The organism is Brevibacterium picturae (genome assembly GCF_030453725.1).
GTDB classification, from domain to species: domain Bacteria; phylum Actinomycetota; class Actinomycetes; order Actinomycetales; family Brevibacteriaceae; genus Brevibacterium; species Brevibacterium sandarakinum_A.
Genome location: NZ_JAKDJU010000020.1, coordinates 1 through 14,675, shown reverse-complemented (window position 1 = coordinate 14,675; position 14,675 = coordinate 1). Strand labels below are relative to the sequence as shown.

At 65.4% G+C, this 14,675-nt stretch carries 15 protein-coding genes and 1 pseudogene; all 16 read right to left on the bottom strand.

The features are described 5' to 3' along the window. Positions 1–20: 20 nt before the first annotated feature. Positions 21–1,523: a carboxyl transferase domain-containing protein gene (locus L0G76_RS03885; RefSeq protein ID WP_304356013.1), complete on the bottom strand. Its 1,503-nt coding sequence runs from the start codon at positions 1,521–1,523 to the stop codon at positions 21–23. A gap of 120 nt (positions 1,524–1,643) precedes the next feature. Then, positions 1,644–2,849, bottom strand: a complete 1,206-nt coding sequence (locus tag L0G76_RS03880; RefSeq protein WP_304356012.1) for a CaiB/BaiF CoA transferase family protein — start codon at positions 2,847–2,849, stop codon at positions 1,644–1,646. A 2-nt stretch (positions 2,850–2,851) separates the two neighbouring features. Further along, positions 2,852–3,268 (bottom strand): PH domain-containing protein, encoded by a 417-nt coding sequence (locus tag L0G76_RS03875; RefSeq protein WP_304356011.1) that lies wholly within the window; start codon positions 3,266–3,268, stop codon positions 2,852–2,854. Positions 3,269–3,293: 25 nt separating this feature from the next. Then, complete coding sequence (gene hisG, locus L0G76_RS03870; RefSeq protein WP_304356010.1) at positions 3,294–4,133, bottom strand: ATP phosphoribosyltransferase; 840 nt, start codon at positions 4,131–4,133, stop codon at positions 3,294–3,296. A 66-nt stretch (positions 4,134–4,199) separates the two neighbouring features. Further along, on the bottom strand, positions 4,200–4,463 hold the full coding sequence (locus tag L0G76_RS03865; RefSeq protein ID WP_304356009.1) for a phosphoribosyl-ATP diphosphatase: 264 nt from the start codon (positions 4,461–4,463) through the stop codon (positions 4,200–4,202). 80 nt (positions 4,464–4,543) lie between these two features. Continuing rightward, on the bottom strand, positions 4,544–5,209 hold the full coding sequence (locus L0G76_RS03860) for a nicotinamide mononucleotide transporter family protein (protein ID WP_304356008.1): 666 nt from the start codon (positions 5,207–5,209) through the stop codon (positions 4,544–4,546). An 11-nt stretch (positions 5,210–5,220) separates the two neighbouring features. Continuing rightward, entirely contained in the window at positions 5,221–5,883 is a 663-nt protein-coding gene (gene rpe / locus L0G76_RS03855; RefSeq protein ID WP_304356007.1) for a ribulose-phosphate 3-epimerase, read from the bottom strand. Position 5,884: 1 nt separating this feature from the next. Continuing rightward, positions 5,885–7,342 (bottom strand): RsmB/NOP family class I SAM-dependent RNA methyltransferase, encoded by a 1,458-nt coding sequence (locus L0G76_RS03850; RefSeq protein ID WP_487246984.1) that lies wholly within the window; start codon positions 7,340–7,342, stop codon positions 5,885–5,887. 5 nt (positions 7,343–7,347) lie between these two features. Further along, a complete protein-coding gene (locus tag L0G76_RS03845) occupies positions 7,348–8,307 on the bottom strand; it encodes a methionyl-tRNA formyltransferase (protein WP_304356005.1) in 960 nt (319 codons plus the stop codon). A gap of 54 nt (positions 8,308–8,361) precedes the next feature. Next, on the bottom strand, positions 8,362–10,446 hold the full coding sequence (locus tag L0G76_RS03840; protein WP_304356004.1) for a primosomal protein N' family DNA-binding protein: 2,085 nt from the start codon (positions 10,444–10,446) through the stop codon (positions 8,362–8,364). Next, positions 10,446–11,648: a methionine adenosyltransferase gene (metK, locus tag L0G76_RS03835; protein ID WP_304356003.1), complete on the bottom strand. Its 1,203-nt coding sequence runs from the start codon at positions 11,646–11,648 to the stop codon at positions 10,446–10,448. The genes L0G76_RS03840 and metK overlap by 1 nt, the downstream gene beginning before the upstream one ends. Beyond that, positions 11,645–12,898, bottom strand: coding sequence for a bifunctional phosphopantothenoylcysteine decarboxylase/phosphopantothenate--cysteine ligase CoaBC (gene coaBC / locus L0G76_RS03830; RefSeq protein ID WP_304356002.1), 1,254 nt, complete (start codon positions 12,896–12,898; stop codon positions 11,645–11,647). The genes metK and coaBC overlap by 4 nt, the downstream gene beginning before the upstream one ends. After that, a complete protein-coding gene (rpoZ, locus tag L0G76_RS03825) occupies positions 12,895–13,227 on the bottom strand; it encodes a DNA-directed RNA polymerase subunit omega (RefSeq protein WP_304356001.1) in 333 nt (110 codons plus the stop codon). The genes coaBC and rpoZ overlap by 4 nt, the downstream gene beginning before the upstream one ends. A gap of 12 nt (positions 13,228–13,239) precedes the next feature. Beyond that, positions 13,240–13,803, bottom strand: coding sequence for a guanylate kinase (gene gmk, locus L0G76_RS03820; RefSeq protein ID WP_172802635.1), 564 nt, complete (start codon positions 13,801–13,803; stop codon positions 13,240–13,242). 19 nt (positions 13,804–13,822) lie between these two features. Beyond that, positions 13,823–14,134, bottom strand: coding sequence for an integration host factor, actinobacterial type (mihF, locus tag L0G76_RS03815; protein WP_092108101.1), 312 nt, complete (start codon positions 14,132–14,134; stop codon positions 13,823–13,825). Between the two features lie 257 nt (positions 14,135–14,391). Continuing rightward, positions 14,392–14,675: pseudogene (locus L0G76_RS03810) on the bottom strand (orotidine-5'-phosphate decarboxylase); the annotation flags it as partial.

The following is a 14,675-nucleotide window of genomic DNA, read 5'->3' as shown; positions in this document are numbered from 1 at the left end:
CTAGATTCCGTCGTCGACGTTCAGATTCCGAGGGTGCGATACCGTTCCATCCGGCGTGCCAGGCGCCGGTCGGAGGGTTCGCGCATGAGTTCGATGAGTTCGTACTCCAGTGTCGCACCCACCCGGGCCACGAAGTCCAATGGCTCCTGGCTCGCGTCGGGGTCTTCGGAGATGATCCGGTCGACGACTCCTGTGGCCATGAGCATCGGCGCATGCACACCTTGGCTCTGTGCCATCTCCGGTGCACGGTCGGTCGTGCGGTGCACGATCGCCGAGGCTCCTTCCGGAGGCAGTGGTGACAGCCATCCGTTCTCGGCGCTGAGGACTCGGTCCGCGGGAATCAGTGCGAGGGCTCCCCCGCCGGATCCCTCGCCGAGGATGAGGGACACCGAGGGTGCGTCGAGATTGGCGAGGTCGGCGAGGCTGCGAGCGATCTCTCCGGCGATGCCGCCCTCCTCGGCAGATTTCGACAGTGCGGCGCCCGGCGTGTCGATGACGGTCACGAGCGGCAGATCGAGTTCGGCCGCCAACCGCATGCCGCGCCTGGCTTCTCGCAGTGCCGCGGGTCCGAGCGGGGCTCGGGAGTCCTGGCGGAACCGGTCCTGTCCGAGGACGATGCACGGCGCTGAGCCGAATTTCGCCAATGCCAGCAGCAGTCCTGGATCCTTTTCGCCCTGTCCCGTGCCGTTGAGCGGCAGCACCGTGTTGGCCGCTGTCCGCAGCAGATCGCGCACTCCGGGACGATCGCCGTTGCGAGACCGTGTGATCGCCTCCCAGGCGTCGGAGTCCGGGTCGACGCTCACAGGGCGCGTGTCGGGATCGGCCACACGAGGAGGGATCTCTTTGGCGCCCATGAGGACGTCGAGGACTCGGGCCACGGTGGCCTGGATCCGCTCGGGGCCGATCACCGCGTCGATGATGCCGTGCTTGTGCAGGTTCTCACCTGTCTGCACGTTCTCCGGGAACTTCTCCTCATAGATGGCTTCGAAGACACGCGGGCCGAGGAAGCCGATGAGCGAACCCGCCTCGGCGACGGTGACATGGCCCATCGATCCCCAGGAGGCGAAGACGCCGCCGGTGGTGGGATGGCGCAGGTACACGAGGTAGGGCAGGCCCGCGCGGCGGTGGGCCATGACGGCGTTGGTGATCTTGACCATCGACAGGAATGCGATCGTGCCTTCCTGCATTCTGGTCCCGCCGGAGGCGGGCCCGGCCAGCAGCGGCAGCCCTTCGAGGGTCGCGCGTTCGATCGCGTCGACGAGCCGCTGGGCTGCGGCGACACCGATCGAACCGGCGAGGAATCGGAATTCCCCGGCGACGATGGCGACGCGTCGACCCTCGATCGTGCCCTCTCCGGTGATGATGGCTTCGTCGGCGCCGGATTTCTCCCGGGCGGCGGCGAGTTCGGCCGCGTAATCCTCGGAGACTCCCCCGGCGGGCATGATCGGCGTCGTGTCCCAGGACACGAAGGATCCGTCGTCCACGACGATGTCGACGAGTTCATGTGCGTTCAACCGTGCCACGTGCGTATCTCCTGTTTCAGATGTGTCTGACGAACGGTAAAGCGGTGTTGGGTCCAGTGCGCTGGGCCTGCATCTGCCGATGACAGCCGACGGTGGGTGGTGCGGCTGTCGTCGGCCTCCTCAGCTGTCCGCGTCGAGCCAGGACACGATCGCCTCGGCGTCCTCGTTGAGCAGAGGCGGGGCTTCGTGCGTGGTTCTCGTGGTTTCGACCTCGGCCTCGCCGTCGGCGTCGAAGAAGCGCAGCGGTGGTCCGGGCAGGTCGATGTCGCCGAGGACGGGGTGGTCGACCGAGACCTTGAGGCCCTGGCTCAGCGCCTGATCCCAGGAATAGACCTCTTCGAGTGTGCGAACGGTTCCCGACGGGATGCCGGCGTCGCCCAGCTTGGCGAGGAGCTCATCCGGGCCATAGTCTGCGAACTTGCTCTCGATGAGCTCGATGACGGCCGGTCGGTTCGCGACACGGGAAGAGTTGTCGCTCATGCCCTCTGTCGCCGGGTCGATGCCGAAGGCGGCGCAGAACTTCTGCCACAGATTCTCGTTTCCCACGGAGATCTGCACGGCTCCCTCATGGCACTTGAAGAGCCCGTAGGGCGAGAGGGAAGGATGATGATTGCCACCGGGTTCGGGGTTCTGCTTGGCCACGGTGGCGCGCGTGCCCTGGAAGGCGTGGACTCCGACCATTCCGGCGATGAGCGAGGTGCGCACGACCTTGCCCTTGCCTGTGCGCTCACGTTCGAGCAGTGCGGCGAGAACTCCATAGGAACCGTAGATGCCGGCGAGGAGGTCGGCGATGGGCACTCCGACTCGCTGCATGTCTTCGGGTCCGGATCCCGTCAGCGACATGAGTCCGGCCTCGCCCTGGGCGATCTGGTCGTAGCCGGCACGGGAGGACTCGGGTCCGTCGTGGCCGAAGCCGGTGATCGACAGCAGCACCAGGCGGGGGTTGATCTCCATGCACATGGCGGTCGAGAAGCCGAGACGGTCGAGGACGCCGGAGCGGAAGTTCTCGACGAGCACGTCGGCGCGTGAGATGAGCTCCCGCAGCGTCTCCTTGCCGGTGTCCGACTTGAGGTCGAGGGCAATGGACTCCTTGTTGCGGTTGCAGGAGAAGAAGTACGTGGCCTGGGGGTCGTCCTCGGGACCGACGAACGGAGGGCCCCAGGACCGGGAGTCATCCCCCTTGCCCGGGTTCTCGACCTTGATCACTCGGGCGCCGAGGTCACCGAACATCATTCCCGCATGTGGGCCGGCCAATGCGCGGGAGAGGTCGATGACCGTGTATCCGGTCAGTGGGCCTTCGACCCCGGTGAGTGTGTCGTTCGACATTCCTATTCCTCCTTGAAGTGGGTCCATCCAGCGATGAGCATACGCAATCGCTGACATTCCTCGTGGGCTCGGGGCCCATCTGCGTGCTGGATCGCCATCACGGCGTATGTGGTTCCGTCGGTGAGATCGAGGGTGGGCCAGGGATCGTCGCCCTCGGGTGAGAAGGCGACGCCGAGGATCTGGCTCCACGCGAAGGTCCGCGTCCTGACCATGTTCTTCACGACCAGGCCCGATTCGCTCGGTTTGGCCTGGATGTCGGCCACGCGCAGCAGGGCCGCGGCGAAGATGACGCCCAGCACATTCATCCAGACCGTGTCGAGCGGGGTCCATGGCTCCCAATCCACGACGAGGAGTGCGATCGACAGCACGGCGAAGCCGATGAACAGTGCCACAGCGCCGACGATGCTGATGACACGCACCTGGCGGGGCCTGAAGACGCGGAATTCAGATTCGGCAGGCGCCAATGTTCGTCACCAGAATCGCACGGGCACCGACCGCGTAGAGACGGTCCATGACATTGTTGACCTCTTTGGACTCGACCATGACTCGTGCCGCCACCCAGCCTGTCTCCTGCAGCGGAGAGATCGTGGGTGATTCGAGTCCCGGGGTCAGCCCGAGGGCCTCAGGCAGAAGGCGCTCTTCGATGTTGTAGTCGACGAGGACGTACTGACGGGCCACCATCACGGATTCGAGCCGACGGCGCAGCACCCCGATCGTCTCGGCCGCTCCCTCGCGCTGAATGAGGACGGCCTCTGACTCCAGCAGGGGGTCGCCGAATGTCTCGAGTCCTGCCGCACGCAGGGTGCTGCCGGTCTCGACCACATCGGCGATGGCGTCGGCGACGCCGAGCTGGATGGAGACTTCGATCGCTCCGTCGAGCTGGACGGTCTTCGCGTCGATTCCCCTGGCCTGCAGGTCGGCGTCGACGAGGTTCGGGAAGCTGGTGGCGATGCGTGCGCCCTCCAGCTGGGTCGGCGAGGAATAGGAGCCGGTGACGCCTGCGTAGAAGAAACGGGAAGCGCCGAACCCGAGACCGATGACCTCCTGGGCCTCGGCCTTCGACTCCAGCAGCAGATCGCGACCGGTGATGCCGGCGTCGAGGATCCCCGAGCCCACGTAGACGGCGATGTCGCGTGGACGCAGGTAGAAGAATTCGACGCCGTTGACTTCGTCCTGATGGACCAGGGTCTTGCTTCCTCGACGGGTGGAGTATCCGGCCTCGCTGAGCATCTCGGAGGCGGCTTCGGACAGTGCGCCCTTGTTCGGCACGGCTACACGCAGCATGATGTCCTTTTGTGTGTCATCGTCAACGGTTTGTTTGGGGTTCGGACTGCAGTGCTCGTGCAGTCTCTACAGGTACGAGTTGACGTCGTCGAGGCTGAGATCCTTGGCGACCATGAGCACCTGCAGATGGTAGAGCAGCTGCGAGATCTCCTCGGCGAGCTCGTCCTTGGTCTCGTATTCGGCCGCCATCCAGACCTCTGCGGCTTCTTCGACGACCTTCTTCCCGATCGCATGGACTCCGGCGTCGAGTTCGGCCACGGTCTTCGAGCCTTCGGGGCGATCGAGGGATTTCTGCAGGAGTTCGGAGTAGAGCGAGTCAAAGGTCTTCACGAATCCAGCCTAATACATCGTCGACACCACGCTCACATGGGGTCTCGGCCACCGGGACGGTTTCAGTCGTCGAGGCAGCCTCAGTTCTCAGTGCTGCGGTTGATGTCCGTGGCACCCCGATGCGGCGCGGAGATCGTCTGGCGTGATCGTTTCGACCAGTCGATGAAGCCGAGAACGACCATGACGAGGAAGACGAGGTACACGGCCCCGGAGAACACGAGCCCACCGGCGACTGCCAGGGGGATGCCGACGAGGTCGACGGCCAGCCACACGAACCAGAATTCGACGATCGCTCGTCCCTGGGCATACATTGCGACGACCGAGCCGACGAAGATATAGGCGTCGGGATAGGGGTTCCACGACCACCCTCCCGACGCCAGGACATAGCCGAAGACCCCGGTGCCCAGCAGCAGGGCGGAGATCAGGAGCAGGCGCTCCTTCCAGGTCGCCCAGCGGACGAGGACCTCACCGGAGGCCTCCCGGGACTTCTTCCACTGTGTCCAACCCCAGACTGCGGCGACGATGATGACGACCTGGCGAGAAGCATTTCCGCCCAATCCCGCGGAGATGCTCGCGGCGAAGAGCAGGATGGAACCCAGGATCTGGACCGGCCAGGACAGGATGTTCCGGCGCAGTGCCAGGACCACGGTGGCCAGAGCGCAGATGTTGCCGAACAGGTCGGAGTACGGCACCGGTTTGCCCAGCAGTTCGAACGCCGGGGTGTTCAGCCAGTAGAGCAGTTCCATATCGGCCTTCTTCAGTGCACGTGGGATGCTGCGAGTTCACGCAGCCCTGAGATCGCGGCGGCAGCGTCCTCGGGACCGTAGACGGCGGAGCCGGCCACGAGGACGTCGGCACCGGCGTCGACGACGCGTTCGACCGTCGATGTCGAGACTCCCCCGTCGACCTGCAGCTTGATCTCAAGTCCGGCGGCCGAGATCGCCTCACGGGTCCGCCGGATCTTCGGCAGGCACACGTCGAGGAACTTCTGTCCGCCGAATCCGGGTTCGACGGTCATGATCAGGATCTGGTCGAACTCGCCGAGGAGGTCGATGAAGGGTTCGATCGGAGTGGCCGGCTTGAGCGCGAGGCTGGCTTTGGCCCCCAGCTTCCGGATCTCCCGGGCCAGTCGCACGGGTGCTGCGGCCGCCTCGGCGTGGAAGGTCACCGAGGCGCAGCCGAGTTCGGCGTAGATCGGGGCGTGCCGGTCCGCCTCGGCGATCATCAGATGGGCGTCGAGCGGGATCGGGCTGATCGCCTGGATCCGTTCGACTACGGGAGGCCCGAATGTCAGGTTCGGGACGAAATGGTTGTCCATCACGTCGATGTGCGCCATGTCGGCAGTGCTGATTTTCTCCAGTTCACCACGCAGGTCCGAGAAATCGGAGCTGAGGATGCTGGGGTTGATCTCGATCGCCATTTCAGTTCGCCTTCCGCATCAGAGCCACAAACATTCCATCGGTGCCGTGGACATGGGGCCACAGCTGAGCGTACCGTCCCGCTCCCCGGCTCACCGAGGTGAACCCTTCGGCGTCGGTGCCGGTGACCTCGGCCAGGACAGACGGGGCGTCGAGGATCTCGACGTCGGTTCCGCGCAGGACGTCGTCGACGACGAGCACGGTCTCCGCGTAATGGGGAGAGCAGGTGGAGTAGGCCACGACTCCCCCCGGAGCGCATGCCTCCAATGCCGCACGCAGGAGTTCTCGCTGCAGTCCGGCCAGGGCGTTGATGTCCTCGGGGCGACGACGGTAGCGGGCTTCGGGACGACGACGCAGGGCGCCGAGGCCCGAGCAGGGAACGTCGACGAGGACCTTCGCGTAGGGGCCGGTGGCAGCGCGGGCGTCCTGGATGCGGGTGGTGACGTTGTCGAGTGCCTGGGTGGAGGATCTGACGAGTTCGACCCTGTGTTCGCTCGAGTCGAAGGCGTCGAGCGTGGTTCCCTCCTGTTTCGCGATCGCTGCCAGAACTGCGGCCTTGCCGCCGGGGCCGGCGCAGAGGTCTGCCCAGGTTCCTGCCGGTGCGTCAACCTTCGCCAGTGCCAGCGCGACCAGGGCGGAGCCTTCGTCCTGCACCCGGGCCCGGCCGGTAGCGACGGCGTCGACGTTCTTGGGCACGGCGGTCTCAAGGGTGACGCCGATGGGTGAGAACTCGGTCGGCTGCCCGGGCAGCTCACTGCGGTCGATGAGTCCGGGCAGGGCCGAGACACTGACCTTCGCGGCCGCGTTGTCGGCTTCGAGGAGTGCCTGCAGTTCAGAGGCCTGGCGTCCGTGGCCCTTGAGAGCCTGTGTCATGGCCCTCACGATCCATTCGGGATGGGAGTACTCGATGGCCTGTTCGCCCACTGCGGTGGCACCGGCCGTGACGCGGCGCAGCCATTCGGCCCGGGCGATCTCGGAGATCCGGCGCAGGACGGCGTTGACGAATCCGGCGGTCTTCGGCGCATAGGACTTGATCACGGCGACGGTCTCGGACAGTGCCGCGTGGTCGGGCACGCGCATGGACAGGAGCTGATGGGCACCGAGGCGCATGCCTGCCAGCGGTTCGGGGTCGATGGTGTCGATGGGCCGGTTCGCCGCCGTGGCGATGATCGCATCGTAGAACTCCTGCTGGCGCAGGGCACCGTAGGTGAGTTCCGTCGTGAATGCCGCGTCCTGGGGTTCCATGTGCGTGCGGGCCAGCTTGGCGGGCAGGAGCAGGTTCGCGTAGGAGTCCTTCGTCTCAACGTCGACGAGGACCTCCCAGGCGATGCGCCTCGGCAGGTTCTTCGCCTGTCTGGGCTGAAGCTGATCTGCTGCCTGTCGGCGTGGTGCCGAGTTCCTGCGTGCTCCGGGCGGGTTCCCGGTCGGCCGTTTCCGCGGCCTGCGCTCATCTGCTGGCATCTGTTTCATGCTCCTTGCTCGGGGTCTGCCGTCGGCTCGGCGCCGGTGTCGGTGAGGTCGAATCGGATGTCGCCACGGCCGCGCAGGAAGTCCACGGCAGCCATTCGTGCTTTGCCGAAGGGTTGGATCTCTGCCACACGGACCCAGCCGTCGCTGCAGCCGAGAACGGCGGCCTTCTGCCACGAGGTCAGCAGTCCGATCTCGGGAGGTGTGGTGACGTCGGGGGCGGGTGCGAGTCCGAACAGTTTGGTCCGCTTCCCGTCGACGTAGGCCCAGGGCCCAGGGCTGGGGCTGACTCCGCGGGAGCGGTCGATGATCGCCTGTGCGGGTTCGGCGAAGTCGAGGTGTGCGTCGGCGATGTCGATCTTGTCCGCGTGGGTGGCCTCCCCGGACTGTGGGGTCAGGACGGCGGTTCCGTCCTCGAGGTCGTCGAAGGCCGCGACCAGTTCGGCCGCGCCTCGGTGAGCGTAGTCGTCGAGTGCGGTGGCGACGTCGGGATGGTCCAGCGGCAGTTCGAGGCGGCGCAGGACGGGGCCGGAGTCCATGCCCTCGTCGATCTTGAACACGCTGACACCGCTGTGGCTCTGACCTGCGATGAGGGCGCGCTGGACCGGAGCGGCTCCGCGATGGGCGGGCAGGAGGGAGAAGTGGAGGTTGAACCATCCGAGTTCGGCTGTGGACAGGGCTGCCGGGCCTGCAATGGCGCCGTAGGCAACGACGGCCACGGCGTCGACCTCAAGGGCTCGGAGTTCGGCGATGACTTCGCCGCGGAGTCGGCTCGCCTCGATGACGTCGAGTCCCAGCTTCAGGGCCCGAGCCTTGACCGGTGAGGGCGTGAGAACGCGTTTGCGACCGACAGGGGCATCGGGTCGGGTGAGGACTGCACGGATGCGGTGCCTGGATTCGACGAAGGCCTCGAGGGCTGGCACTGCGGCATCCGGAGTTCCGGCGAAGACGATATCCACTTGAGGAATTCTACTTGTTCATGTCGCCCGCACAGCGACCGGGCATCGTGGAACTCACAAGGACCGAGGATCATCGATGCGGATGCGGACCTGGGGCAGCTTCTTCGCGGACCGCGAGGCTGTCAGACTCGCCAACTGTTCGCCCACCGCATCCCCTGCCGCGATCGGGTATGCCGCGACGGCTTTCTGGTCGTCCCCCTGGGAGTCGCGGATGAGTTCGGTGAGTTCGGGCACGGCGGTGAGCACAGCATCGATGTCGAAGCCCGCGCCGGTGAGCTCGACGATGCGACGGTAGGGAGGGAATCCGAGTTCGGCCCGATCCTCGAGCGCTCTGGACATGGTCGTGACCGGGTCGAAGGTGGTCACTGTATTCCGGATCGTCTCATCGGTGTCGCCGAGGTAGACGACGCCTCCGGCGGTGCGTGATCTCACGAGGGCTGCCGCGCGCAGTCTGCGACTGACGCCCTCATCGGTCGAACGCATCCAGGGCCCCGGCCACAGGGAGTCGAGCAGGATCGCGCAGGCGTAACCACCGAGGGCATAGGGTTCCGCTCCCGTGGTCGCGACGACGAGGCGGGGTGCATCGTCGATCGCGACGGGAATGTCATCTCCGCCGGATTCGAGGATCTCGACCCCCGGCAGGGCCTTGCGCAGCTCCTCGACGGTGCGGCCTCTGCCGCGCACGATCGAGCGCACCTGGTTCGAGCGGCAGCGTCCGCAGGAGAACTCTGCGGAGTGATATCCGCAGGCCCGGCAGGCGAAGGGCCCGACCTCCGACTGGGTGGTCAGTGTGGCCTCGCAGCGGGGGCAGCGGGCGACCTCCTGGCATCTCGCGCAGGCGAACACTGGATAGTATCCGGCGCGAGGCACCTGGACCAGGACGGGTCCGACGGCATTCGTGTCCTTGCGCCCCGGACGCAGGGCCCCGCGCATGAGTTGCCAGGCGCGCGAGGGGATGCGCTGCCAGGCGAAGGGATCGCGTTCCTCGTCTGGGACGAAGACGCGGGGAGCACCCTCACGACGGTCCGGGCCGGTCGGGCTGCCCTCGCGCAGCCACCCGATCTCGACGAGGCGCTGGATCTCTGCGCTGCGATCGGTCGAGACCAACAGCAGCCCGGTGGTGTCAATGGTCGAGCGCAGCAGACACACTTCCCGTGCATGAGGGTAGGGAGCGTGCTGGTCGAGATAGTTCGAGTTCGAATCGTCGCAGCAGATGATGAGCCCCAGGTCTGCGACAGGGGCGAAGGCGGCAGCTCTGGTGCCGATCGTCACGCGTGTGTGCCCGAGCAGGCCGCTCAGCCACGCAGTCCATCGCTGTTCGGGAGACTGATCGGCGCTGAGCTGCGAATACGCGGGCATATCCGCGCTCGCCTCGAGCGCTGCCGCCAGGACGGCGAGTTCGCGGTGATCGGGCACCAGCCACAGCACCGACTCCCCTGCGGCCAGTGTGGCCCGGGCTGCGGCAAGACCGGCGGTGATCCAGCTCAGCCCCGGCGTGGATCCGGGCACGCAGGTCAGAGCAATCCTTGGGTGTTCGGAGGCCGGAAACGAGCCAGTGGTTGCGGAGGGGGATTCACTGACGATCCATTCACCGAGGCGGGCGATCGTATCCGCCGCGGTGCCGGATGCGGTGTCGGCCGCGGTGTCGGCCGCGGTGTCGGCCGAGGCGGCAGCTGAATTCTTGGCAGCCTTCTCAGCGTTCTCTGCCTGCGGAGCCTTCTCTGCCTTGAGCACGGCTTTTTCGGCGCGTGCGTGGCGGGGTGGGATCGCCAGACGGAGGACGTCGGACAGGGTCCCGGCGTAGCGGCGAGCCGTGGCAGCGCTGAGCTCCAGCAGTTCGGGAGTGAGCACGACGACCGGGCTGGTGATGCGCTCGATCGTGGCCAGCGGGCCGATGTGCGCGGAGGAGTCAACCCTGTCCAGGAGGAACCCGTCACGCAGTTTGCCGGCGAACTTGACTCTGACACGCACACCCGGTCGGGCTGTGACCGCGAACTTCTCCGGCACCGCGTAGTCGAAGGTACGGGCCAGATGCGGAACCGGATGATCGATGAGCACGTGGGCCACGGGGGCTTCCGCTGCCAGCGGCACCTGCCCGATGGCTGCGGTGCCGGTGTCGATCGGAAGAGGTTCGTCCATCAAGCCGAGGAGACTGCGCGCAGCAGATCGTCGGCGCGGTCCGTGACCTCCCATGTGAAATCGGCGAGCTCACGACCGAAGTGGCCGTACGTCGATGTCTGCGAGTAGATCGGGCGCAGGAGGTCGAGTTCGGCGATGATCATGGCAGGTCGCAGGTCGAAGACCTCGCGAATGGCCCGCGAGATCGCGTGTGGGTCGACCTTCTCGGTGCCGAAGGTTTCGACGTAGAGGCCCATCGGATCGACACGGCCGATCGCATAGGAGACCTGTACCTCGGCGCGGTCGGCCAGTCCGGCGGCCACCACGTTCTTCGCCACCCAGCGCATGGCATAGGCGGCGGAACGGTCGACCTTCGAGGGGTCCTTGCCGGAGAAGGCGCCGCCGCCGTGACGAGAGTATCCGCCATAGGTGTCGACGATGATCTTGCGACCTGTCAGTCCGGCGTCGCCCATCGGCCCACCGGTGACGAAGGGGCCGGCCGGGTTGATGTGGATGTTGGTATGAGAGTCATCGAGGCCGGAGCCTGCGATGATCGGGTCGACGACGAAGTCCTTGATTTCGGCGTGCAGCTGGTTCTGGTCGACGTGACCGGCGTGCTGGGTCGAGACCACGATGTTCTCGATCGATACGGCTTCGTTGCCGTCGTAGCCGAGTGTCAGCTGGGTCTTGCCGTCGGGACGCAGATAGTCCAAGGCTCCGGTCTTGCGCACCTCGGACAGTTTCTCCGCCATCCGTGAGGCCAGGTGGATCGGAACCGGCATGAGGACGTCGGTGGCGTTGTCCGCATAGCCGAACATCAGGCCCTGGTCACCGGCGCCCAGGCTCGAACCGTGGTCGGATTCCACGGCTTCGCGGAAGTCGAGCGGGTTCGTCACACCGGAATGGATGTCGGTGGACTGGCTGCCGATGGACACCGACACTCCGCAGGAATGACCGTCGAATCCGGTGTCGGATGAGTCATAGCCGATTCCGGTGATGAGCCTGCGGACGATGCCTGCCACATCGGCGTAGGCAGCGGTGTTGACCTCACCGGCGACGTGGACGAGACCGGTGGTCACCATCGTCTCGACGGCGACCTTGGCGTTCGGGTCCTGACTCAGCAGATCGTCGAGGACGGCGTCGCTGATCTGGTCGCAGATCTTGTCGGGATGGCCCTCGGTGACGGATTCGGACGAGAAGAAACGCAGATTTGATTGACTCACGCCGACGATTCTACGCATTCCATACGATCGGCGAGAGCCTCGATGACCTTTTCCGAGACATCGTCTTTGCTGCCGTGGAATTCCGTGCTGGCGACAACGTCGTCACCGTCGGCGCTGAGAATCTGGACGGCATTGTCGTCATGGCCGAAGGCCCTGTCATCGGAGACGTCGTTGAAGACCAGGAGGTCGACGCCCTTGCGTCGGAACTTCGCCTTCGCGTAGTCGAGGGCACTGTGATGAGAATCTCCGGTTTCGGCGGCGAATCCGATGATGACCTGCCCGTTGCGACGAGTATCAACGAGACCGGCGAGCACATCGGGGTTCTGTATCAGACTCAGAGTCATCCCCTCGTCTCCCGTCTTCTTCATCTTCGAGTCGGTGCGATCCGCTGGACGGTAGTCGGCGACGGCAGCGGCCATGATGATGGCATCGGCGTCGGTCTGAGCGGCCCGCAGCGCTGTCTGCAGTTCAAGCGTCGTCTCGATCTCGGTGATGCCCACGCCTTCGGGCAGATCGGTCAGGAGCCCGGAATCGATGTTGGCGGCGACGAGGTGGACCTGAGCTCCCGCCGCAGCAGCTGCGCGTGCGAGTGCGATGCCCTGTTTGCCCGAGGACCTGTTGCCGAGGAAGCGCACGGGGTCGAGCGGCTCCCTGGTCCCACCGGCGCTGATGACGATGCGCATGCCGCTCAGGGCCGGACCCGCGTTGGAATCGCTCGCGCCCGATTGCCCCGCAGCGGCCAGGGCGAAGTCGACGATGGTTTCGGGTTCGGGCAGGCGACCGGGACCGGAGTCCGGACCGGTGAGACGTCCCACAGCGGGCTCAAGGACATGGATGCCGCGGCGCCTGAGGGTGGCGATGTTGTCGACCGTGGCCGGGTTCTGCCACATCTCGGTGTGCATGGCAGGGGCCACGACCACCTCGGCGGTCGTGGTCAGGACCGTGGCGGTGAGCAGATCATCGGCGATGCCCGCGGCCAGCTTGGCCAGTACATTGGCCGTGGCCGGGGCGATGACGACGAGCTCGGCCTCCTGTCCGATGCGGACATGATTGACCGTATCGACCTCGTCGAAGACATCGGTGGTCACCGTCTGCGAGGACAGTGCCTCGAAGGTGGCGGCACCGACGAAGTTCAGCGCACTGGCGGTGGGCACCACCTTGACGCTGTGCCCGAGTTCCCGGAGTCGCCGAATGACATGGCACGCCTTGTAGGCTGCGATTCCACCGGCGACGCCGAGTACGGTTCTCACTGGTCGCTGAAGTCCAGTGCGCCGTCGTTGCTGACGGCGGGCTGTGCAGGCTCTTGGCTGAGCGCACCGAAGTCGGCTTCGGTGACTTCACGGGCCACGATCTTGCCCTCATTGATCTCGCGGAGCGCGATCGACAGGGGCTTCTCGTGGGTTCCCGGGGTCACGAGCGGACCGACGTTCTCGAGCAGGCCCTCTTGGAGCTGGGCATAGTAGGAGTTGATCTGGCGGGCTCTCTGGGCCGCAATCGAGACCAGCTCGTACTTCGAGCTGGTCACGGCCAGCAGATCATCAATCGGAGGATTGGTGATGCCTTCAGGCTGTGCAGACAATGAATGTCCAATCTAATCGGTAGTGGATATACCCATCAATGATATGAGTTCTTCGGCCGCAGTGCGAACGTGGTCATTGACGATGGTGACATCGAACTCGGTTTCGGCCTGCAATTCCTGCTTGGCCGTGGTCAGCCGACGCTCCTGTTCGACCGCCGATTCGGTTCCGCGACCGGTGAGTCTCGAGACGAGTTCCTCCCAGCTGGGTGGAGACAGGAAGACGAACAGCGCGTCGGGCATCTTGTCCTTGACCTGGCGTGCTCCCTGCAGATCGATCTCGAGCAGGGAGGGTATCCCCTGGGCCAGCTTCTCCTGCACCTGGGCCGACGGTGTGCCGTAGCGGTGGCGACCGTGCACAACTGCGTACTCGAGGAGCTCACCGGCAGCGATGAGCGAATCGAACTCGTCATCGCTGATGAAGTGATAATGAACACCATCGGTTTCGCCGGGTCGCCGCGGCCGCGTAGTCGCGGAGACGGAGAACCAGACTTCGGGATGATGATCTCTGATGTACGCGCTGATGGTGCCTTTTCCGACCGCGGTGGGTCCCGCGAGGACGGTGAGTCGATTATTCACAGATCTATTGTTCACACATTCAGGAGTATTTCTCCAACAGGGCATTCTTCTGGTGTACGCCCAGCCCCTTGATTCGCCGTGACGACGCGATGCCGACATCATCCATGGCCGCCTCCGCGCGTCGGTCGCCGACTCCGGGCAACGATCTCAGCAGATCGACGACGCGCATCTTTGCGAGTGCTTCGTCTGCGCCGGCCTTCTTCAGCACGGCGGCGAGATCGGTCTGACCATTCTTCAGCGCGGTTTTGACCTCGGCTCGCGCCTGACGGGCCTTGAAGGCCTTGTCAAGAGCGGCAGAACGCTGTTGCGGGGTCAAAGGTTCGAGTGCCACATTATCTCCTCTGTCACCATGAACGAGCAGGTAGGGAAGTTGCTTCAGTCTAAAACAAAAACCCTCGTGAGAGGCATAAAGCGAGAAAGAAAACTCAAATGTCTGCAGAACTCGTCATTCCGAGTCCACGCCGTCCCGCCTCAGTCAGCGTCGCGGACCGGTGTCGAGGCCCCAGCCGCCGCATCCGTGCAGGCACGTCAGTCCGACAGTCTGCACGGATGCGCCCGAAGTGGGATTCGGCCCACCGTGTCCGGGTCTCAGCCCACCTGGGTCAGGGACTCGCTGAGCGACTTCGCCGCTGCGCGCACACCGTCGGGTCCGGCACTGAGCACGGCGCGCGAGGTGGTGGCCAGGATCTGATTGGCGGCAATGGCCTCGGGTCCGAAGACGTCGACGAGTTCAGTGATCCCAGCTCCCTGTGCGCCGACTCCCGGAGCCAGGATGGGCCCATTGCACGCGGTGGGGTCGACTCCGAGCTCGCGTGCTGCGGATCCGATCGTCGCGCCGACGACCAAGCCGAAACGACCGGGACCGGGACCGG

Coding starts and splice junctions, on each gene's coding strand:
- L0G76_RS03880 (WP_304356012.1), bottom strand. CDS start 2,849: ATGTCGAACGACACACTCACCGGGGTCGAAGGCCCACTGACCGGATAC.
- hisG (WP_304356010.1), bottom strand. CDS start 4,133: ATGCTGCGTGTAGCCGTGCCGAACAAGGGCGCACTGTCCGAAGCCGCC.
- L0G76_RS03860 (WP_304356008.1), bottom strand. CDS start 5,209: ATGGAACTGCTCTACTGGCTGAACACCCCGGCGTTCGAACTGCTGGGC.
- rpe (WP_304356007.1), bottom strand. CDS start 5,883: ATGGCGATCGAGATCAACCCCAGCATCCTCAGCTCCGATTTCTCGGAC.
- L0G76_RS03850 (WP_487246984.1), bottom strand. CDS start 7,342: ATGCCAGCAGATGAGCGCAGGCCGCGGAAACGGCCGACCGGGAACCCG.
- L0G76_RS03840 (WP_304356004.1), bottom strand. CDS start 10,446: ATGGACGAACCTCTTCCGATCGACACCGGCACCGCAGCCATCGGGCAG.